The 12,762-nt window shown below is 68.0% G+C and carries 12 protein-coding genes; 4 read left to right on the forward strand and 8 right to left on the reverse strand.

Going from position 1 to position 12,762, the window contains the following annotated elements; genetic code table 11:
* Positions 1 to 5: 5 nt before the first annotated feature.
* Entirely contained in the window at positions 6 to 809 is an 804-nt protein-coding gene (locus tag D8670_RS15280) for a hypothetical protein (RefSeq protein ID WP_121818985.1), read from the reverse strand.
* A 107-nt stretch (positions 810 to 916) separates the two neighbouring features.
* On the opposite strand from D8670_RS15280, the gene D8670_RS15285 reads away from it, so the two are divergent.
* Positions 917 to 1,312: a CopG family ribbon-helix-helix protein gene (locus D8670_RS15285; RefSeq protein WP_121818986.1), complete on the forward strand. Its 396-nt coding sequence runs from the start codon at positions 917 to 919 to the stop codon at positions 1,310 to 1,312.
* Positions 1,313 to 1,796: 484 nt separating this feature from the next.
* On the opposite strand, the gene D8670_RS15290 is transcribed toward D8670_RS15285, so the two are convergent.
* From D8670_RS15290 to D8670_RS15300, 3 genes are all read right to left on the reverse strand, one after another.
* Positions 1,797 to 3,041, reverse strand: coding sequence for an inorganic phosphate transporter (locus D8670_RS15290; RefSeq protein ID WP_121818987.1), 1,245 nt, complete (start codon positions 3,039 to 3,041; stop codon positions 1,797 to 1,799).
* Between the two features lie 640 nt (positions 3,042 to 3,681).
* Entirely contained in the window at positions 3,682 to 3,987 is a 306-nt protein-coding gene (locus tag D8670_RS15295; protein ID WP_121818988.1) for a chorismate mutase, read from the reverse strand.
* Positions 3,945 to 4,793: a shikimate kinase gene (locus D8670_RS15300; protein ID WP_121818989.1), complete on the reverse strand. Its 849-nt coding sequence runs from the start codon at positions 4,791 to 4,793 to the stop codon at positions 3,945 to 3,947. Before D8670_RS15300 ends, D8670_RS15295 begins: the two co-directional genes overlap by 43 nt.
* Positions 4,794 to 4,971: 178 nt before the next feature.
* Between D8670_RS15300 and D8670_RS15305 the strand changes: the two genes are divergently transcribed.
* Positions 4,972 to 5,385, forward strand: a complete 414-nt coding sequence (locus D8670_RS15305; protein ID WP_121818990.1) for a DUF5796 family protein — start codon at positions 4,972 to 4,974, stop codon at positions 5,383 to 5,385.
* 8 nt (positions 5,386 to 5,393) lie between these two features.
* Positions 5,394 to 5,636, forward strand: a complete 243-nt coding sequence (locus tag D8670_RS15310) for a DUF7508 domain-containing protein (protein ID WP_121818991.1) — start codon at positions 5,394 to 5,396, stop codon at positions 5,634 to 5,636.
* A gap of 28 nt (positions 5,637 to 5,664) precedes the next feature.
* On the opposite strand, the gene D8670_RS21670 is transcribed toward D8670_RS15310, so the two are convergent.
* Positions 5,665 to 5,799 (reverse strand): DUF7128 family protein, encoded by a 135-nt coding sequence (locus D8670_RS21670; RefSeq protein WP_255459051.1) that lies wholly within the window; start codon positions 5,797 to 5,799, stop codon positions 5,665 to 5,667.
* 107 nt (positions 5,800 to 5,906) lie between these two features.
* On the opposite strand from D8670_RS21670, the gene D8670_RS15315 reads away from it, so the two are divergent.
* Positions 5,907 to 8,039, forward strand: a complete 2,133-nt coding sequence (locus D8670_RS15315) for a CDC48 family AAA ATPase (protein WP_121818992.1) — start codon at positions 5,907 to 5,909, stop codon at positions 8,037 to 8,039.
* A gap of 37 nt (positions 8,040 to 8,076) precedes the next feature.
* Here the strand turns inward: D8670_RS15315 and D8670_RS15320 are convergent, their stop codons facing one another.
* Genes D8670_RS15320 through D8670_RS15330 form a run of 3 tightly spaced genes read right to left on the reverse strand, consistent with a single transcriptional unit; the run spans position 8,077 to position 12,644 of the window.
* Positions 8,077 to 9,153 carry a hypothetical protein gene (locus D8670_RS15320; protein ID WP_121818993.1) on the reverse strand — a complete coding sequence of 359 codons (1,077 nt, stop codon included), beginning with the start codon at positions 9,151 to 9,153 and terminating at the stop codon, positions 8,077 to 8,079.
* A complete protein-coding gene (locus D8670_RS15325) occupies positions 9,150 to 9,758 on the reverse strand; it encodes a protein sorting system archaetidylserine decarboxylase (protein ID WP_121818994.1) in 609 nt (202 codons plus the stop codon). Before D8670_RS15325 ends, D8670_RS15320 begins: the two co-directional genes overlap by 4 nt.
* Before the next feature lie 42 nt (positions 9,759 to 9,800).
* The gene (locus D8670_RS15330; RefSeq protein WP_121818995.1) at positions 9,801 to 12,644 is read right to left on the reverse strand and encodes a DEAD/DEAH box helicase; all 2,844 of its coding nucleotides are present in this window, start codon (positions 12,642 to 12,644) and stop codon (positions 9,801 to 9,803) included.
* Between the last annotated feature and the right edge of the window lie 118 nt (positions 12,645 to 12,762).

A 12,762-nucleotide genomic window follows, 5' to 3' on the forward strand; every position in this document is an offset into this window, starting at 1 on the left:
GCAGCCTAGAACAGCCCGACGACGAACCCGAGTCCCATCGTCACGAGGACGGCGGCGGAGAACACTGGGAGGTACGGCGCGTACCGCTCGACTCGCTCCTCGTAGCGCTGGTACCCCGCAATCAGGAGCATCGTCAGCCCGACGATGCCGGCGACGACGGTGAGAGCGTACGCGCTCATCAGTTCGAGGCAGTGGTTCGACCCCGCACAGAGCGCGATGATCTCGAACTCCTCTTCGTGGGCGAACCCGAGGACGAAGGCGAACCACGCGATGCCGAAGAGGCCCCGGTCGGCGGCCTCGCCGGGGTCGTCGTGCGCGTGAGCGTGTCCGCCGAGGAACGGCACGAAGCCCTTCAGGCGGGAACCCAGTCCCCCCTCGTCTCGGTCGTGTGAGTGGCCGTGGTCGCGTGAGTGGCTGTGCTCGTGCCCGTCGCCGCGTTCGTGACCGCCGTGGCCCCCGTGCGTATGGCCGTGGAAGTACTCGCGGACGCCGAGCGCGACGAGCAGGACGCCGGCCACGAGGCTGACCGGTCCGCCGATCTGGAACTCCCCCAGCACCGTGATCGGCTCGTCGACCCGCGCGAGGTCGAAGTAGTCCTTCGCGTAGAAGAAGGCCGCCACCATCGCGATGCTGCTGACGAGGTGGCCGATGCCGAGGATGAGACTCGCCGCGAACCCGTACGCCCACTTGTTCGTCCGATCGAGCGCGTACGACGCGGCGACCGGCCAGCCGTGCCCCGGTTCCACGCCGTGTACCGCGCCGAGCGCGATCGCGCCGAGGAGCAGTCCGAGGGCTTCGTCGTGCAACATTGCGGTACCGGAGCCTCCGACGACGGGCTGTATAACGGTTGTTACTACCGAATCGGGGAGATCGTCATACGCGAGGTATCTTGTGGCGGCGCGTCGACCTTCTGCGTATGCGAACGAGCTTTAGCATCCCCGACGACGTCGTCGCGGCGTTCGATCGGGTGTGGCGAGAGCAGGGGATCGATAACCGCTCTCGGGCGGTCAGGGAAGCGATGCTGGAGTACGTCGAGGCCCACTCCCGCCTCGAAGCGACGACCGGCGAGGTCGTCGCCCTCGTCGCGTTCGACTACCGCCACCACGAGGTGATACGGGAACTCCACGCCGTCCAGCACGAGTACCAGGACGTCATTCTCAACACGAGCCACACCCATCAGGGCGAGTGGTGCCTCGAATCGCTGTTCTGTCGCGGGTCGGCGGAACGGGTCCGCGAGCTGACCTACCGGCTCCGCGACTTCGACGGCGTGCGCCGGGTGAAGGTGATGGTGATCCGGGACGGCGTCGGCTAGCGCCGCGCTCGCCGACTCCACGCGGTTCGTCTGCGGCTGCAGCGGCCGATCCGTCTACCGCTGCTCGCGTTGTTCGGCCTCGTTCAGGTCGCTGAAATCCAGCACGTATCCTCCTGGAATTTTGTCTACTGCCGTTTGTGAAGTCCTTAGAACTGGCCGGTAGAGTGGCTGATTCGCATCCGAGTATAAACAAAAAGTATCGCAGATATATCGGGCGCACTTCACAGCCTCGCGCACCGATCCAAGTCGGTCGGCTAGCGTTGAGGCGGTCCAGTTCCGAGTCAAGTCGGGAACAGTGCCCGCGAGATGTGGGTGCGTCTTTCAATCCACACATCTCGAGCGCGGAAGCCAATTCTTGCTGGAATAAACTTTCGGCAGACACTTCTTCGGCGCGTTCCTCGCCGATTCGCGCCACGCCCCCGCCAGTAGTGTGCTGTCCGTCGGGATTACGAGCTTCACCTTCTGCAAGTTCTCCAACTCTCGCTCACAATAAGAATGCGAATACCGGATAGGAAGCGGTAACCGATAGCGCCGGTGTCAACACCCAAAATACAACAATACGCTTGGCTGCTCTCGGGTCAAAGAGACTTCGCTCGTCGAGGTCAGCCGGTCCTTCCGCGCCGATATCGGGAACGTCCGGTATCTCCTTCGGTTCGTCCATCGGTTTCTCATGTCGGGCAATATCTCCGATTGTCGGGCTTGCAGGGGCTTCCTCGACGCGTGAGGTGAGTAACGCTCCTGTCGAGACCTCTAGGTCAGGATTTTCAGGCGCAGGTGTCACCAGTTCTGCCAGTGTCGCCGCTCGACTTGCCCGACCCCACCCGAGCCCGATAATCGTCGATGTGGTACTCACCGCAAGACTCGCAGGTATCCCCAAATAGGAGAGGATCGTGATGACTGTGCCACCCACGACGGAAACAATCAGCGACGCGAGGATAGGAAGCTCCGTAATATCGTCTCCGACCGTCTCCAGCGTACGGCGGGCGATGGTGAAACTGCCCAGCCCGAAGGCGAACACCGCGAGCAGGACCCCCTGATTGACCGTGAGTGATCCTCCCTCACCAACGAGGGGAGCCACGGCGTTCGCCGCGTTTGACGCACCGGCGGAGAACGCCATATAACAGCCAATGACGACCACCGAGAGCGAGCCAGCGAGGTCCTGTAATGATGCATTCCGATTCAATCGGGGACGTGGAATCGATTCCGAGCGGTCGAGCTGGATGAGATGAAGATCGAACGTCGTGAACGCTACATAGCGATCGAGATATGGGTAGATGTAGCGCCCGACCACGACCCCGATGGTCAAACTGAATAGCGGCGCAATAATCCACGCCGAAAGGATGGTAAACATGAGTGCCTGGTTGAGTGTTCCAGACGCAAGTCCGAGCCCAACGATGGCGCCGACAGCCGTCATCGAGGTCGAGGCTGGAACGCCGTAGAGATTGGAGATGAGTAGCGACGCGCCGGTGAAAAACAAGACGGCGACGCTTGCGACAGGTGTGAATTGGGTTGCAGGCACGATGCTGCTACTCATTGTTGCGATGACGTTCCGACCAACAGTCCACGCACCAAGAAAGGCGAAGCCGACGAACAAGACCCCTGCCGTCGGCTTCCGAACGAGGCGTGAACCGACTGCTGGACCGAATGCCACGCCCGTCGATGATCCACCGATGTTGAACCCGACGAAGACGGCGACAACGACACCAGCTACGGCGAGTAGTGACACCATTGTACCACTCCTCACTCACAATGGTCTATCTCGCGTAATAATTCCCAGCATCTGCTCCGGGTTATGATGGAAAGTTGACATATGCTTGCGTCTCTAAGCGCGGAGGAGTCGATCTTCTCAAGGCTGCTCGGGCGCGTCGGTTGAGTCGGTGGGCCTCGTAGAGCACGATGGAGCCCCGATATGCTCGCGACGACTCTCGCTTCGGAATGTCCCAGTATGTTTCTCAGGAAAAACCGCTTGAGGGGTTGGCGATGTCTCTCACCGTGAGGCCGTCATTCTAATTGATGAGCCCCGGTTTCACATCCGCCGATCATACCCAACTAACATCGTGTTGAACGTGAACTACGCCCAACGATGGCAGTAGGCAAAGCCACCGGAGAGAATAGGACCGGGTTGGGTCACAGCAGACGGTGACGAGGTTCGCCACTGGTTAGGCCGACTGCGCAGCGAGGACCGTCGACAAACGATCTACGAATGAGACGATCGATACGGAGTGAGTCAGTGAGCGTATACACGGATGGTAGAGAACACGTTCTGTAGTCTTGTGTTCCGCTCAAATAGCACCGACGGAAAGCGCAACTGCCGGAAGAAGATTTGACTAATCGATCAGCAATAGAAGCCCTGAAACGCCCGAATAAGGCTACCGGTTGCTCCTTTGTTCCACCTTGTTCAGTTCGATGAGCAGTCGGAAGATCGCCTTCACGAGATTGGCGTCCACGTCGAACTGTTCGGCGTTCTTTCCAGCGCGCTCCATCACCGCCTCTTCCTGAGCCTCGTCGGTGGTCGGCAGGTCGTGTTCCTCCTTGACCTCCGCGACGGTGTCGGCGACGTAGGTGCGTCGCGCGATGAGTTCGACCAGTTCGCGGTCGATGGTCTCTATCTCCTCGCGGAGCTCGTCGAGGCTCATCTCGTCCGGGCGCCGTCGGTCTGTGTCGTCGTCAGCCATGTCGTTCCTGGTCGTGTTTCCCATGTCTCTCGTAGCACCTCTAAGGTCTCTCGGTCGCCGACCGCGGTGAAGCTCGGGCCGGTGCCCGACAGCGAGACGCCGGCGACGTCGGGCAGCGCCTCGAGCAGCGGTTCTGCGGTGGCGTCGAGCGCGGCGGCGAAGGCGAAGCCGTTGACGGTCATCGCCTCGCCGTAGCGGCCGTCGAGCGCGAGGTCGGCGACGAGTTCGGCGACCGGGGCGACCCGCCGGCACCGCTCCACGTCGGCGTCCGCCGAGAACGACTGCTCGGGCGGCGTCCACACGAGCACGTCCCACTCGACCTCGTCGCGGGCGAGCAGTTCGTCGCGCTCGTTGTCCGTGACGGTGACCCCGCCGAGCATGCTCGCGCTGGCGTCGTCGAACGCGCCGGTGACGGTGACGCCGGCGTCGCGGGCGGCCCGCACGCCGAGCTTGCACGCCGCCTCGCGGTCGACGTCCTCGACGCCCAGCGCGTCGAGGGTCGCGAGCACCGTCGCGTTCGCGGCCGCGCTCGAACTCTTCAGGCCGGAGGCCATCGGCACCTCGCTCTCGGTGCGCACGGTACCGCCCTCGCCGTCGCCGAACTCCGCCGCGACGAGTTCGACGCAGCGCTCGATCAGGCGCGTGTCCGCGTCCGGCGCGCCGGCTATCTCGCCGCGTACCTCGTCGCTCCCGTCCAACGTCACCTCGGCGGACGTGTACTCGTCGATGGCGAACGCCGACCCCTTGCCGCAGGCCAGAGCGTTCAGCACCGTCCCCGCCGCCGGCGCGCGTGCCCGACCGTCCATACAGGGGAGAGTCAGATCACGCACTTACCCCTGACGGTCCCCGCGGATATAGCCGGGCGATGCGGCGGCCCCTTGCGGCCGCATCGGCGGAGCGGTGCCGCGGTCGCCCCGCCGACCGCCGCGGCGCCGTCGCGTCGAGAGCGGGCCGCTTTTGAGCGTTCCCCGGAAACGTACGCACATGAGCGCCCGCAACAACGTTTCGCCGTCGACGCTCGGCGTCGAACTCGCGGAGGAAGGCGTCTACGTCGAGTACCTCGACGGACGGGAGGTCCTCTACCACGGAGTCCCGGAGAAGGTCGACGACTCGGTCCGCACGCCGCCCGGCAAGCAGGTGCAGGTGCTGGTCACCGACCCGACGGAGACCGAGGGCGTCATGATGTACGTCAACGACTACAACACTCACGACGACATCCTGGAGACGACCGGCGTCGGGCGGATCTACGTCGAGGACGAGACGGAGCTGTTCCCCGGCGTCACCGCGAGGATGGACGGGCACGCCGTCGTCGTCGAGGCGGACCCGGAGGTCGCCCGGGGCCGGGTGTTCGTCTTCGCCGAGGACGAAGTGAGCGAGCGGTCCTACGAGATCGCCTGAGTAGTCGAATGCCCCTCCCCAAACAGTGGCGTCCGCTGGAGCGCAGTACGGTCGGCAAAGCGCCCGAGCGTTACGGCGTGTACGAACTCGGCGACGACGACGGGACCGTCGTCGAGGTCGGCGCCGGCGTCCTCAGGGACGAACTGAAGACGGCGCTCGCGTACGGGTCCGGGACGAAGGTTCGGTGGGAGGCGACGAACACGAGAGAGCGCGCCGAGGAACTCGCCGCCGAGCACCGCGAACGCCGGTAACCGCCAAATGCGGCGGTCGCGGCCGGCGCTACTGGATGTACGACGGCTCCTCGGCGTCGCAGTTCTCCTCGTGCTGTCGCGCGTCGTTCTGGTCGTCGAACATCAGCCCGCAGCCCTCGCACTCGAACCAGGTCATGTCGTCGCGCTCCGTTTGTACGACCATGTGACAACGTGTGACGGCCGTCGATAAATGCGTTTCTCTGGGGGCGGCGGCGACGTTTCCCCGCCGATGAGAGAAGAATAAAGGCCGTCGGGGCGCTACCCCGGCGCATGAACTCGCAGGGTTCCGCCGTCGAACTCACCGTCCGCGGCGCGGAGAAGCGCGACGCCGGCCGCGGCGTCGCGCGCATCCCGGAGGCTGCTCGCCGGGAGCTCGGCGTCCTCTCCGGCGACACGGTCGTCATCCGTGGGGAGCGCACCACCGTCGCGAAGGTGTGGCCCGCCGACGGCGACGTGCCGCCGGACTCGGTCCTCGTCGACGCGGACACGCGAACGAACGCGGGCGTCCAGATCGGCGACTCGGTGACCGTCTCTCAGCGCTCCATCGAGGACGCGCAGTCGGTGACGGTCGCGCCGCCGCCGTCGCTCGCGGACGTCGACGGCACCGTCGTCGAGCGGGCCGTCACTCGCGACCTCAACGACCGGCCCGTCAGCGAGGGCGAGCAGATCCGCCTCGAACGCGTCGCCGACCGGCCGTTCCGCGTCGTCGACACCGACCCGTCCGGCCCCGTCCGCATCACCCCGACCACGATGGTGCTGGTCGCGCCGGACCCGTACGACCCCGAGCGCTCCGGCGGGGGCGACGACGGCGTCGACGGTGACGCGATGGTCACCTACGAGGACATCGGCGGCCTCGACGAGGAACTGGAGCAGGTCCGCGAGATGATCGAGATCCCGCTGTCGGAGCCGGAGCTGTTCCACCAGCTCGGGGTCGAGCCGCCGAAGGGTGTCCTGCTGTACGGGCCGCCGGGCACCGGGAAGACGCTCATCGCCGAGGCCGTCTCGAACGAGGTCGACGCGGAGTTCATCACCGTCCACGGCCCGGAGATCATGTCGAAGTACAAGGGCGAGAGCGAGGAGCGCCTGCGCGACGCCTTCGACCGGGCCGCAGAGAACGCGCCGGCGGTCGTCTTCTTCGACGAGATCGACTCGATCGCGGGGTCGCGCGAGGACAGCGACGGCGCGGAGAACCGCATCGTCGCGCAGTTGCTCTCGCTGATGGACGGGCTGGATACCCGCGAAGACGTCGTCGTCATCGGCGCGACGAACCGCGTCGACGCCATCGACCCGGCGCTCCGCCGCGGCGGGCGCTTCGACCGCGAGATCCAGATCGGCGTCCCGGACGAGGCGGGCCGACAGGAGATCCTCGAAGTGCAGACCCGCGGGATGCCGCTGGGGGACGACGTCTCGGTCGAGCGGATCGCGGCCCGCACCCACGGCTTCGTCGGCGCTGACCTCCACGCCCTCACTACCGAGGCGGCGATGCACGCGCTCCCTCGGTTCCGAGAGGCTGAGTCCGACGACGAGCCGACGGTGACGCGGAGGGACTTCGAGGCGGCGCTGGCCGCCGTCGAGCCCTCCGCGATGCGGGAGTACGTCGCCGAGACCCCGGAGACGAGCTTCGACGACGTGGGCGGTCTCCAGGGCGCGAAGGACACGCTCACGGAGGCCGTCGAGTGGCCGCTCGCCTACGACCGGCTGTTCGAGGTGACCAACACTGACCCGCCCTCCGGCGTCCTGCTGTACGGCCCGCCCGGCACCGGGAAGACGCTGCTCGCCCGCGCGCTGGCCGGCGAGACCGACGTGAACTTCGTCCACGTGAACGGCCCGGAGATCATCGACAAGTACGTCGGCGAGAGCGAGAAGGCCGTCCGCAAGGTGTTCGACCGGGCGCGTCAGTCCGCCCCGAGCATCGTCTTCTTCGACGAGATCGACGCCGTCACCGCCCGCCGGGGGGAGGGACACGAGGTGACCGAGCGCGTCGTCTCGCAGCTGCTGACCGAACTCGACGGCCTCGCGGAGAACCCCAACGTCGTCGTCCTCGCGGCGACGAACCGCAAGGACGCCATCGACCCCGCCATCCTCCGGCCCGGCCGGATCGACACCCACGTCGAGGTACCCGAACCCGACGAGGCGGCGCGCCGGAAGATCCTGGAGGTCCACTCGCTGGGCAAACCGCTGGGCGATGACGTGGACCTGGATGCGCTGGCGGGGGACCTGGAGGGGTACACCGGCGCCGACCTCGAAGCGGTCGTGCGCGACGCCTCGATGCGGGCCATCCGCGAACTGGCGGAGGAGCTCGGCCCCGACGAGGCAAACGAGCGCGCCGAGGAGGTCGTGATCGGCGAGGAGCACTTCGCGGCCGCGATCGAGCAGGTGTCGCCGAGCGGCGGCGTTCGGTGACTGCGCTCCGATCCCCGGCCGCCGTTGCGCGCCGCGCTCAGGGCCAGTAGATATCCGTCGCGCGGTGGCGCTCGTTGTACGCCTCCAATCCCTCGCCAAGTACGCCCGTCAGGTGGAAGTCGTCGTACAGCGTCGAGTGCGTGTAGTCGACGAAGGTCGCGGGGATCACGAGCTCGCCCCCGACGCGGACCGCCGTCGCGACGCCCGTGTACATGTGCTTGTGGCGCTCGTCGTGGACCTTCATGCCGACGACGGGGCGGCGCTGGCGGTGCGCCGGCACCGCGTGGAGCGCCTCCAGCGAGCGGTTGGCGAACTCCCAGCAGAACATCCCCGTCCCGTCGTCCTCGCGGACCGCGTCGAAGTCCGCGGGCGTCTGGAAGTACCGACGGAGGTCGACCGCGCCGAACAGCAGGTTGTCCTCGATAGACCCCGCCAGATAGCGCGGCACGTCGTACGACGAGTACTCGCGGAAGGCCTCGACGAGCCCGTCGAGCAGCGCCCGCGGGCGGGCGGGGTCGACGCCCGCGAACGCCTCGACCGTCTCGGGGGCGACGCCGTCGTAGTGCGGCCCGCGCAGCGCGCCCGTCGTGAACGGTCGCGCCTCCGCGGCGTCGACGCGGTCGAAGTACGGCTCGCGCTGCGAGAACGCGAACTCGAACTCGCCCGCCCGCAGGTCCGAGAGGTCGCGCACGAGCTGCTCGACGGCCCCGTCGCCGAAGCCGAGGTCCGCGTCGACGGCGGCCCCGTCCGCCGGGTCGCCGGGGAGCGACACCGTCGCGACGGCGTCGCCGCCCGCGTCGACCACCGAGAGCGAGTCGTCGCCGACGACCGCGCGGTGGCCGTCGGGGAGCGCGGACGCCGCGAGCGTCGCGTCCAGGCGCTCGCCGGCGACCGCGGCGAGGTCCTGCGTCTGCAGGTTCTCGCCGACGAGGACGCCGTAGCCGATCAGGACGTTGTCGACGGCCTTGCCCGCGCCGAGCGTCGCGCCGCCGCCGACGGTCGCGAGGACGTTCCGGCGGGTCATCTCGATCCCGCCGACGCGCTCGCGGACGGAGCCGCCGTCGCCGTCCCCCGCTCCGCTCTCGCCGTCCGCGGGGACCGGGTCGCCGCTCACGTCAGTATCTCCTCCTCCGGCCCGGTCGCGATGACGCTCTCGCCGGCGGTCACCTCGTCGCCTTTCTCCACCGCGAGGTCCTCGCGGTCGACCTCCGGCGGGAGGAGCACGTCGGCGCGGCTGCCGAACGCGATGTGGCCGATGCGGTCGCCGCGGTTGAGCTCGTCGCCCTCCTCTACGTAGGGGTGGATGCGCCGGGCGAACGCGCCCGCGATGAGCGTCACCTCGCAGTCCTCGTACCGGACGTGGACCTTCTCGTTGCGGTCCGACTCCTTCGAGAAAGCGGGGCGGTGCGCGCCGGGGCTGTGCTCGACTCCCTCCACCGTGCCGGCGACCGGCGAGCGGTTGACGTGCACGTCCCAGACGTTCATGAAGACGCCGACGCGGACGCGGTCGCCCTCCTCGCGGAGGACGGACACCTTCCCGTCGGCGGGCGAGACGATGCCGGTGAGCGGCGGCGTTCTGTCCGGGTCGCGGAAGAACGCGACCACGCCGACCGCGAGGGCGAGCAGCCCCGCGGCGAGCCCGGTGCTGAAGATGAGCGCGGGAACGGCGGCGAGCGCCGGCGGGACCGCGTACCGCCACCCGCCCGGAGCGATGTTCATACCGAAGTAGCCGACGCGGAGGAGTATGGGCGTTACGGAGAGTCAGCCCCAGAACGACTGCGTCCGCGCGTACTGCCGCTCCTGCGCGAGGATGTCGCGGTAGAACGCGTCCTCGTCCTCGCGGAGCTTGTTGATGATCCGCGCGGCGTTGTGCGGCCCGACGCCGCGGGCCGCCAGCGCGATGACCGCCCGCTTGCCGTGGGCCTGCACGAGGCTCCCGGCGCGGTAGGCGCGCTCGGTCTGTTTCTCCTGCTCCTCGTCTTTCTCCTCTGCGCGCACCGCCTTCACCACCTCGTCCGCCCACGGGTTCAGCGCCGCGATGCGGGTCGACCCGCACTCGGGGCACTGCGGCTGGTCTCGGACGCGGCGGACCGGTTTCTTGACCTCCCAGTCCTGGCAGTGCAGGCAGAACAGAATGACGCGGTCGTTGCGGATGCGCTCGCGGACGGTGTCGATGACGCTCGCGTCGGCGTTCTCCGGCGAGAGCAGTTCCCGCCCGCTGGAGCGCCCGCCGGTGCCGATCGGCGTCCGGCCGCCGACGGAGACGACCTCGACGTCGCCCTCGCGGACCGCGGTCAGCACCTGGCTCGCGCCCGCCACGTCTAGCTCCTCGTGGAACACCTCGCGGACCGCCTCGTCGTACACGGGCGTCCCTTCGAGCGCGGCGAGCAGGCGGTCCTGCGAGAAGCTACCGGTGCCCTGCCAGCGCTTCAGCGCGCCGAACTTCGCGGCCACCTGCGCGAGCTTGAACTTCAGCGTGTCCGAGCGCTTGAGGCTCAGTTCGATGATCGTCGCGACGTGGCCCGGATCCGTCTCTTCGAGCACGTCGACGGCGTCGGGCCCCGTGACGCCACCCGGCACGTCGAGTTCGATGCGGTACGGGTCCACTTCGAGGCCGATCGAGGAGCCGGTCCGCTGGCCCAGCAGCGACGACAGCACGCGCCCGAGCGTCTCGTTCACCTTGTGCCCGAACGCGGCGTTCACGACGATCGTTCGGCCCTGGTGCTCCACGACGATCCGGTCGTCGGTGGGCATCGGCGCGCCGGCCTCGACGTGCTCGCCGATCGCCTCCAGCGCGCGCTCGGCCGTGGACTCGTCCGTCGGGTAGCGGTTCACGAACTCGCGGGCGACGCCCGCCGCGTCCGCGCCGGCTTCGAACTGCGGTTCCGCCACGGCGCGCATCTCGCCGACCTCGCTCGCGACGCCGCGGGGGACCGGTATCTCCTGGCCGACCCACGACGGCACCTCGCCGGCCGGGTCCTCGATTGGGCTCACGGTCACCTCGCTCTCCTCGTCGTCGATCTCGGTGATGCGCCACATCTCGCCGCGCTGGATGAACACCTCGCCGGGCTCGGCGAAGTTGACGACGAAGCGCTCGTCCAGCGTCCCGATCTGGCGGCCGCTGGCCACGTCCTCGACGCTGTAGGTCTCCTCGTCCGGGATCATCGAGAGGTTGGCGTACACGTACTGCCAGGTGCTGCCCGACGACTCGATGCGGTCCCGCTCCTCGTCGACCCAGACGATGCGGTTGCCCTTCAGCTCGCGCAGGACCGACCGGAACTCTTCCTTCGTGAGGTCGCGGAACGGGTAGGCGCTCGTCACCAGCTCGTAGGCGCGCATCGCGCTCACGCCGTCCTCGCTCGCCATCACCATCCCCGGGATCTGATTGGCGACGGTGTCGAGGCTCCCGTCGTGGATGGCGGTCGTCTCCACCTCGCCCGCCTTCGCGCGCCGGGCGATGGCGAGGGCTTCGAGGGTGTCGTCCGGGCGCGTGGTGACGATGGTCCCCTCGGAGACCTGGTCCATGCGGTGGCCCGCCCGCCCCACCCGCTGGAGCAGGCGCGTCACCTGCCGCGGGCTGCCGTACTGGACGACGTGGTCGATGTGGCCCACGTCGATGCCCAGCTCCATCGACGACGTACAGAGGAGCGCGTCGAGCCGCCCGGCCTTGAACCGGTCCTCGACCTCGATGCGGGCCTCCTTCGACAGCGAGCCGTGGTGGACCCCGATCGGCAGGTCGAGCTCCTTGAACCGCGAGCCGAGCGCCTCCGCCGTCTGGCGCGTGTTGACGAAGATCAGCGTCGACTCGTTCTCCGCGACGACGTCGCGTATCTCGCGGACGTGGCTCGCGATCGACTCGTCGGTGAGGAGTTCGCCGGCCAGCTCCTCGTCCTCGTCCGTGATCGCCGGCTCCCTGACCGTCACGCTCACCTTGCTCCCAACGTCGACCGAGCGGATCGTACAGCCGCGGCCGCCGGTGAGAAAGCGCCCGACTTCGGCGGGGTCGCCCACCGTCGCCGAGAGGCCGATCCGCTGGAACGGCCCGGCGAGGTCGCGCAGGCGCTCCAGGCCGATCGTCAGTTGCGCGCCGCGCTTCGCGGCGGCGAGCTCGTGCACCTCGTCGACGACGACGTGCTCGACGTCCTCGAGCGCCCTGCGGAGCTTCTTCCCGGTGAACATCGCCTGCAGCGTCTCCGGCGTCGTCACCAGCACGTCCGGCGGGTCCTCCGCCTGCTTCTGGCGCTGGTAGTCCGTCGTGTCGCCGTGGCGGACGTCGATATCGATGCCGAGCTCCTCCCCCCACCACTCCAGGCGCTCGCGCATGTCGCGGTTCAGCGCCCGCAGCGGCGTGACGTACAGCGCGGAGATGCCGAACCGGGGGTCGGCGCGGGCGATCGCGTCGAACACCGGCAGCATCGCCGTCTCGGTCTTGCCGGTCCCGGTCGGCGCGACCACGAGCGTGTCGTCACCCGCGGCTAGGGGCGGGATCGCCCGCTTCTGTGGCTCCGTCGGGGTGTGAAAGCCGCGCTCAGAGAGCGCCGCCCGCACCTCGTCGCCGAGGTGCGTGAAGGCCGCAGAATCGGGCGCGGCCTGACTATCGCTCATCGCGTCCGCCTAGCGGTTCGACGGGATTAAGCGCATCGTCCGCGGCCGGCGCGTCCGTCAACGCGGAGCGCGCGCCGGCCGACACCCGGAAAACAGCGGGGTGCCAGTCGCGTTTCTC

The sequence above is a fragment of the Halostella limicola genome (assembly GCF_003675875.1).
Lineage (GTDB): Archaea > Halobacteriota > Halobacteria > Halobacteriales > Natronoarchaeaceae > Halostella > Halostella limicola.

What these genes read in the sequence shown, in the direction of transcription:
- D8670_RS15280 (WP_121818985.1), bottom strand. Translation starts at nt 809, where the DNA reads ATGTTGCACGACGAAGCCCTCGGACTGCTCCTCGGCGCGATCGCGCTC.
- D8670_RS15285 (WP_121818986.1), top strand. Translation starts at nt 917, where the DNA reads ATGCGAACGAGCTTTAGCATCCCCGACGACGTCGTCGCGGCGTTCGAT.
- D8670_RS15290 (WP_121818987.1), bottom strand. Translation starts at nt 3,041, where the DNA reads ATGGTGTCACTACTCGCCGTAGCTGGTGTCGTTGTCGCCGTCTTCGTC.
- D8670_RS15295 (WP_121818988.1), bottom strand. Translation starts at nt 3,987, where the DNA reads ATGGCTGACGACGACACAGACCGACGGCGCCCGGACGAGATGAGCCTC.
- D8670_RS15300 (WP_121818989.1), bottom strand. Translation starts at nt 4,793, where the DNA reads ATGGACGGTCGGGCACGCGCGCCGGCGGCGGGGACGGTGCTGAACGCT.
- D8670_RS15305 (WP_121818990.1), top strand. Translation starts at nt 4,972, where the DNA reads ATGAGCGCCCGCAACAACGTTTCGCCGTCGACGCTCGGCGTCGAACTC.
- D8670_RS15310 (WP_121818991.1), top strand. Translation starts at nt 5,394, where the DNA reads ATGCCCCTCCCCAAACAGTGGCGTCCGCTGGAGCGCAGTACGGTCGGC.
- D8670_RS21670 (WP_255459051.1), bottom strand. Translation starts at nt 5,799, where the DNA reads ATGGTCGTACAAACGGAGCGCGACGACATGACCTGGTTCGAGTGCGAG.
- D8670_RS15315 (WP_121818992.1), top strand. Translation starts at nt 5,907, where the DNA reads ATGAACTCGCAGGGTTCCGCCGTCGAACTCACCGTCCGCGGCGCGGAG.
- D8670_RS15325 (WP_121818994.1), bottom strand. Translation starts at nt 9,758, where the DNA reads ATGAACATCGCTCCGGGCGGGTGGCGGTACGCGGTCCCGCCGGCGCTC.
- D8670_RS15330 (WP_121818995.1), bottom strand. Translation starts at nt 12,644, where the DNA reads ATGAGCGATAGTCAGGCCGCGCCCGATTCTGCGGCCTTCACGCACCTC.